The sequence below is a fragment of the Pantoea sp. CTOTU50773 genome (assembly GCF_032082325.1).
Classification (GTDB): domain Bacteria; phylum Pseudomonadota; class Gammaproteobacteria; order Enterobacterales; family Enterobacteriaceae; genus Pantoea; species Pantoea communis.
On sequence record NZ_DAMDQC010000195.1, the window covers coordinates 1 to 7,344 of the forward strand.

General features: G+C 56.2%; 6 protein-coding genes and 1 pseudogene. 2 read left to right on the forward strand and 5 right to left on the reverse strand.

Annotated features, from left to right (window positions below):
• Both RT340_RS20685 and pldA read right to left on the reverse strand, forming a co-directional pair.
• Positions 1–992: RecQ family ATP-dependent DNA helicase (locus RT340_RS20685; protein WP_313377618.1), on the reverse strand; the 992-nt coding region annotated here is incomplete at its 3' end.
• Positions 993–1,015: 23 nt separating this feature from the next.
• Positions 1,016–1,894: a phospholipase A gene (pldA, locus tag RT340_RS20690; RefSeq protein ID WP_034827877.1), complete on the reverse strand. Its 879-nt coding sequence runs from the start codon at positions 1,892–1,894 to the stop codon at positions 1,016–1,018.
• Positions 1,895–2,059: 165 nt separating this feature from the next.
• Here pldA and RT340_RS20695 point away from each other — a divergent pair, with 165 nt between their 5' ends.
• The gene (locus RT340_RS20695; RefSeq protein ID WP_097118521.1) at positions 2,060–2,530 is read left to right on the forward strand and encodes a thioesterase family protein; all 471 of its coding nucleotides are present in this window, start codon (positions 2,060–2,062) and stop codon (positions 2,528–2,530) included.
• A 20-nt stretch (positions 2,531–2,550) separates the two neighbouring features.
• Positions 2,551–3,448, forward strand: a pseudogene (gene rarD, locus RT340_RS20700) (EamA family transporter RarD).
• Here the strand turns inward: rarD and RT340_RS20705 are convergent.
• The 3 genes from RT340_RS20705 to RT340_RS20715 all read right to left on the reverse strand — a co-directional run.
• The gene (locus RT340_RS20705) at positions 3,419–4,471 is read right to left on the reverse strand and encodes an AbrB family transcriptional regulator (RefSeq protein ID WP_058960363.1); all 1,053 of its coding nucleotides are present in this window, start codon (positions 4,469–4,471) and stop codon (positions 3,419–3,421) included. The pseudogene rarD and the gene RT340_RS20705 overlap by 30 nt on opposite strands.
• A gap of 94 nt (positions 4,472–4,565) precedes the next feature.
• Positions 4,566–5,519: a magnesium/cobalt transporter CorA gene (gene corA / locus RT340_RS20710; RefSeq protein ID WP_034827871.1), complete on the reverse strand. Its 954-nt coding sequence runs from the start codon at positions 5,517–5,519 to the stop codon at positions 4,566–4,568.
• 320 nt (positions 5,520–5,839) lie between these two features.
• Positions 5,840–7,344, reverse strand: a 1,505-nt coding sequence (locus tag RT340_RS20715; protein ID WP_313377619.1) for a 3'-5' exonuclease, incomplete at its 5' end; no start/stop codon positions are given.

The window sequence follows — 7,344 nt, forward strand, 5'->3', positions numbered from 1 at the left end:
CCATCACGCCCGGCGCGGCCGGTTTCCTGATAGTAGGATTCGATATTGCGCGGAATATCGAAGTGCACCACGAAACGCACGTTAGGCTTGTTGATGCCCATACCAAATGCCACAGTGGCGACCACAATTTGCAAGTCATCACGCTGGAAGGCTTCCTGCACGTGCGCGCGCTGGGCGCTGTCGATACCGGCGTGATACGCGCCGACACTCAGCCCACGGCTTTGCAGACGCGCAGCCGTGTCTTCCACCTTGGCACGGCTGTTACAGTAAATAATGCCGCTCTTACCGCGCTGCTCTTGCACGTAGCGCAACAGCTGATCGGTGGGTTTGAATTTCTCCACCAGCGTGTAGCGAATATTCGGGCGGTCAAAGCTGCTGATTTGAATCAGCGGATCGTCCATCTGCAACAGATGAGCGATGTCATTACGCGTGGTTTCGTCAGCGGTTGCCGTCAGCGCCATCACCGGCAGATCCGGGAAACGCTGACGCAGTTGACCAATCGAGCCATATTCCGGGCGGAAATCATGGCCCCATTGCGAGATACAGTGTGCTTCATCCACCGCCAGCATCACCGGATTCCACTGGTGCAGGCTGTCGAGGAAGTTATCCATCATCAGACGTTCAGGCGCGATATACAGCAGCTTCAGCTTGCCGGTACGACAATCCGCAAACACTTGCTGCTGCTGCTCACGCGTTTGCGTCGAGTTAAGACACGCCGCTGCCACGCCGTTGGCCAGCAATTGATCGACCTGATCTTTCATCAGTGAGATCAGCGGTGAAACCACCAGCGTCAACCCTTCGCGCACCAGCGCCGGGATTTGATAGCACAGCGATTTCCCGCCGCCGGTCGGCATCACCACCAGACAATCACGCCCGGCAAGAGCGGTTTCGATGATGGTTTGCTGACCGGGACGAAATTGCTGGTAGCCGAAGGTATCTTGTAATACCTGCTGCGCCAGCATTTCCTGATTAAGCACTGCCGATGTTGCCACGGTAATCCTGTTTTTCTGACTGGTTAGAACAGATCGTTAAGTGTTACGCCCACGCCAAAACGGGTCTGGCGGTGGTTATAGTCGATAAGCGATTCACCATACCCGCTGAACAGCTGGGTGTAAAAGCGCACATGTTCAGAGATAGGATAGCTCCAGGCGAAAGTCGCGCCGCCATAGCCGCTGTTCCAGTTGTAATTACCTTCCACGCTGAAAATACTTTCACCCATTTCATAACCGAGCTTGGCGCGATAGTAGCCCATGTACTTGGTGATGTCGGGGTTATCATCATTATTTTCATTTTCTGGAATGCGATACCAGGGTTTGATTTCCGCGAGGAAGTTACCGTTCTGCGCCATCAGGCGCGCATAGACGCGGTTCCAGCTGCGTGAAGTCGGATCGCTGCGGCCATTAGACTCGTGGTTAAGACCGGTTTCGATGTCGCGCAGAGTCCAGCCGGCAAAGGTGTAATCCGTTGCCCAGCCAAGGAAAATCTGCGGCTCATAGTTGGTTTCACGGAACGGCGATGAGGCTCCACGGTTAGAGAGCTGCCACCACGAGCGTTGCGTATAGGATGCGGCCAGCACCGAATTATCACCCAGAATGCCACGCCACAGCGGGAACGCCAGGCTGAGCTGGAATTTTACTTCATCGTTTTTTGCTTTGTCTGCCCAGTTGTACGAAGAGATCGCCTCTTTGTTCATGTCGCTGGTGTAGGTGTAGAGCAAATAGTTGTTTTCGTACGGATAAAGCACGAACGGGTTATCGTGTTTCTCCAACAGGTTCGCAATAATACTGCCCTTCACTGCCGGGGCGTCATGCACCTCTTTTATAGTGGCTTCATCAGCCTGTGCCAGCGCAGGTATCATCAAAGCTGCGGTCAGCAACGCGTATAGCTTACGCATAACATTCTCCAGGGAACTGCGTGTTGTCATTATTAGGCCCATGTTCAAAAAGCACGCCATTCTACACGCAAAGAGACAGGTTGATCAGTGCCGATTTCTGAAACTGGAAAGCCGCGCGAACGCGGCATAATATACACAACTCTTTAACATCTTAAGGCAGAAAACATGTCATCCCCGTTGCTGTCACAGCAGGAAGCTCGCCGTCTGATTGGCGAAATCTTTGTCTATCACATGCCCTTCAATCAGGCGCTCGGTTTGGAGCTGGACCGCCTCGAAGCCGATTACGCCGAATTGGGCTTTGCCAACAAAACCATGCTGGTTGGCAATGCGGCCCAAAATATTTTGCACGGTGGCGTGATTGCCTCAGTGCTGGATGTCGCTGCCGGGCTGGTGTGCGTCAGCCATGCGCTGTCGCGTCAGGAGAGCATCAGCGAAGAGGAGTTGCGTCAGCGTCTGTCGCGCATGGGCACTATCGATATGCGCGTTGACTATCTGCGCCCCGGACGCGGCGAACGCTTTGTCGCTACCAGCAGCCTGCTGCGCGCCGGCAATAAAGTGGCGGTAGCGCGAGTGGAACTGCACAACCAGCAGGGCGATTATATCGCCACAGCAACCGCCACCTATTTGATTGGCTAGTTAGCTTTTTGGAAAGCATGATGGATACGCAACAAACGCGTCAGGGCATTGGCTATGCGCTCGGCGCTTATTTTATCTGGGGCATTGCGCCAGCCTACTTCAAGCTGGTGAAAGAAGTCCCGCCAACAGAAATCATGACGCATCGCGTGATTTGGTCGGCACTGTTTATGCTGGTACTGATTACCCTGAGCCGGAGCTGGCAGCAGGTGCGCACGGTGCTCGCTCAGCCAAAGAAAGTGCTGTTGCTGGCCGTCACTGCCGTCACCATTGGCGGCAACTGGCTGCTGTTTATCTGGGCAGTGAATAATCAGCACATGCTGGAAGCCAGCCTCGGCTACTTTATCAACCCGCTGATCAACGTAGTGTTTGGCATGCTGTTCCTGCGCGAGCGCTTCCGCCGCTTGCAGTGGCTGGCGGTGTTGCTGGCAACGATTGGCGTGCTGGTGCAGCTGTGGCAATTTGGCTCGCTGCCGATTATTGGCCTGGGGCTGGCGCTAAGTTTTGCCGTCTACGGTCTGCTGAGGAAAAAAATCCAGGTGGATGCGCAGAGCGGCATGCTGATCGAGACCGCATGGTTATTCCCGCTGGCGGCCATCTATTTGTTTGGCTTTGCTGACAGCGCCACCAGCCACCTCAGCGCCAATCCAATGAGCCTCAATTTCAAGCTGATCGCGGCGGGCATCGTCACCACGATTCCGCTGATGCTGTTTGCCGCCGCCTGTGCGCGTCTGCGTTTGTCGACCGTGGGCTTTTTCCAATACCTCGGTCCCACGTTGATGTTCCTTTTGGCCGTGCTGTTCTACGGCGAGAGCCTGACGCCGGACAAGATGGTCACCTTCGGCTTTATCTGGCTGGCACTCGCCGTATTTATCGTTGATGCAAGCGTTCTCAGCTCGCACCCGCGTGCGCGTAGCGTGAGATAAAGCGCGCGATAGCCGGGCCGGTCAGCAGGATGGTGAACAGGCGTAAGGTCTGCAACGCCATCACAAACGCGATATCGACCCGGCTGCCCGCCGCAATAATCGCCACGGTATCCAGCCCGCCCGGGCTGGTTGCCAGATACGCCGTCATCAGATCGACGTGCAGCACCTGCGTCAGCATCCACGCCAATCCACCACACAGCAGCATCAAGCCGAAAATCGACACCAGCATTTGCGGAAGGGTGCGCAGCGCCAGCAGGAAGATCGGGCGCGTAAAGCGCAAACCCACGCTCCAGCCAATCAACGCATAGGCCAGCGCCAGCAACCACTCCGGCACCTGCAAAGTGGCGACATCGGTGCCGTGGAGCGTCGCACCAATCAGCGCGGGCAGCAGCAGCGCACCCGAAGGGATACGCAGTTTTTGTCCCAGCCAGGCGCCCGCGAACATCACCACCAATGTCAGGATGAAGCTGCTTTGTAAAGCAGGGAACCATACCAGCTCCACTGCACCACCGTTGGTGCCCAGCCCAATGCGCGCCACCACTGCCGCCGCAGTCGCCACAAATAGCACGCGCAGATACTGCATAAACGCCACTAAGCGCACGTCCGCACCGAAATCACCGGCCATCGCCACCATCGCCGAAGCGCCGCCGGGAGACGATCCCCACGCACCGGTTGGCCCTGGAAGGTTGCTAAAGCGCACCAGTAGAAAACCTGACAAACCGCTGGCCGCCAGCGTAAGCACCAACACCGCCAGCACCACCGGCCAATCCGCTAACAGCGGTGAGAGAATAGCCGGTGACAGCGTTTGCCCGATCATGCAACCCAACACGGCTTGTGCGAGCACAAACAAACGTTTGTCGATGCGTACGGTGGCGCCAGAAAGGCCCATGACGGTTCCGACGATCATCGGACCTAAAAGCAGTGCAGCAGGAAGGTGAAACAGCTGGAGAATGATCCCCAGTACTAACGAAGCAATCAGCAGAATGGTCCACTGCTGTCGCAAAGAAAAACGCGCCATAGGGTGGAAATCAGAAAGTGAGAAGTGACAACAGCCTACGCAGAATTGTGATGCAGCGCCAGTTTAAAGGGCCGCAAATGCGGCCCCGAAAGGGTTACAACCAGTTTTTCCGTTTGAAATAGAGGTACGGCGCCAGACCGGCAAGGATCATCAGCGTAATCGCGCCAGGATAACCAAAACTCCATTTCAGCTCAGGCATAAACTCGAAGTTCATCCCGTAGCTGGATGCCACTAGCGTGGGTGGCAGGAATACCACCGACACCACTGAGAAGATCTTAATGATGCGGTTCTGCTCGATGTTGATAAAGCCCATCGCCGCCTGCATCAGGAAGTTGACCTTCTGGAACAGCGATTCGTTATGCGGCAGCAGGGATTCGATATCGCGCAGGATTTCACGCGCCTGCTCCAGCTGATTGCCCGGCAGGCGAGCTTTACGCACCAGGAAGTTCAATGCACGTTGGGTATCCATAAGACACAAACGCACTTTCCAGCCGATATCCTCCAGCTCCGCCAGACGCGACAGCGCCTGATCGTACTCTTCGCCCTGTTGTCCTTCCATGATCACGCGGCTGAGTTTTTCCAGCGCGCTGTAGATGTTCTCGATCTCATCCGCCAGCTGTTCGATTTTCGTCTCAAACAGATCCAGCAACAGCTCGTAGGCGTTGCCATCGGTCAGCGTCTGGTTGCGCGCACGCATACGATACAGACGAAAAGCCGGCAGTTCGCGCTCGCGTAATGTATAGAGGCGATCTTCACGGATGGTGAACGCCACGGTGGAGTTGCCAGCGTGGTCTTCCGCATCTTCAAAGAAGAAGAAGGAGTGAATGTGCAGTCCATCTTCATCTTCGAAGAAACGTGCGGAGGCCTCGATGTCTTCCAGCTCCGGACGCGTCGCCAGGCTTTGACCCAGCTCAGATTGCACACGATCACGCTCAGTGTCGTCGGGCTCGATGAGATCGACCCACACCGAGGTGTTGAGTGTGTCGTTGTTGTCTTCCAGTTCGATGCGCGTCAGGCGATCGCGTTCGAGTTTAAAAGCGCTCAGCATAGCAATACTCCCCATTGCAGACTTAATGGGACAAGGCGGCACACCGTGATGCCGAAGGCAAAACGGGCACGGCAAAGCCTGAACGCGGAAACTTTCGCTTCAAGGGTAAATCAGTGCTGACTCGTGCGACGAGAGTGTAAAGGGAGGTCGCTGATAACCGCTAAGGCTACCCGCGTATAGAGGTAGCCTTAGATGTTATTCCTGTTAAACAGGCGGTTGAGCCAGCATCGACTGGGCGCGTCCAAGGCATTGTCCTCTCATGATAATAGTGCGCGCATGTTACGCTGAGACGAAAAAGTCGTCAAGGTAACGCAACGGCGCTACACCGTTTCCAGACGCGCGTACGCCGCCACCAGCCACTTGATGCCCTGGCCCTGAAATGCCACCTGCAAGCGGCTGTGTTCACCGCTGCCTTCGAGGTTGATGATGGTGCCTTCACCGAATTTGGCATGGCGTACACGCTGGCCCAGCGCGAATCCACTGTCGTTTTCCGTGATTGGCGTGCCCATGCGTTGATGGCTCACCGGACGGCTGACACTGGCGCGCAGACGCACTTCCTCGACGCACTCTTCCGGCAATTCGCCGATAAAACGCGATGGACGGTGATACACTTCTTTACCATAAAGGCGGCGAGTTTCGGCGTAGGTCAGCGTGAGCTTCTCCATCGCGCGCGTGACGCCAACGTAGGCAAGACGACGTTCTTCTTCGAGGCGGCCACCTTCATCCAGCGACATCTGGCTGGGGAACATGCCCTCTTCCATACCCACAATAAAGACCTGAGTGAACTCAAGACCTTTCGCCGAGTGCATGGTCATCAGCTGTACCGCATCCTGCCATTTGTCGGCCTGACCTTCACCGGCCTCCAGCGCCGCATGCGACAGAAACGCCTGCAGCGGCATCAGATCTTCGTCCTCGTCCTGATAGCTGAACTGACGCGTTGCCGTCACCAGCTCCTCTAAGTTTTCGATACGTGCCTGGCCTTTTTCGCCCTTTTCCTGCTCGTACATGATCCACAGGCCGGAATCCTTGATCACGCGATCGGTCTGCACGTGCAGTGGCATATCGCCGGTTTCCGTGGCCAGCGAATCCACCAGCTCGCAGAAGCGCTGCAGCGCGGAAGCCGCACGTCCCGCCAGGGCTTTGTTTTGCAGCAGTTCACGCGTCGCTTGCCACAGCGTTAATTGCTGTTCGCGCGCGGTCTGGCGCACCACATCCAATGTGCGATCGCCCACGCCGCGCACTGGCGTGTTCACCACGCGCTCAAACGCGGCATCGTCATTGCGGTTCACCATCAGACGCAGATACGCCAGCGCATCTTTGATCTCCTGGCGTTCGAAGAAGCGCATGCCGCCGTAAATACGGTACGGCATGCTGCCTTGCAACAGCGCCTCCTCCAGCACGCGCGACTGGGCGTTGCTGCGGTAGAGAATGGCGCAATCCTGCAGCGCATTGCCGTTCTCATGCCAGGTTTTGATACGGTTGACCACGAAGCGCGCTTCGTCTAATTCGTTAAACGCGCAGTAGAGGGATATCTTTTCGCCGTCACTGCCATCGGTCCACAACTCTTTACCGAGGCGACCATTGTTATTGGCGATCAGCGTGTTAGCCGCTTTCAGGATGTTATTGGTCGAGCGGTAGTTTTGCTCCAGGCGAATGGTTTCCGCGCCAGGGAAATCCTGCAGGAAGCGCTGGATGTTCTCGACCTGCGCGCCACGCCAGCCGTAAATCGACTGATCGTCATCCCCGACGATAATCACACGACCGGTATCGCCCGCCAGCATACGGATCCACGCGTACTGGATGTTGTTCGTATCCTGGAATTCGT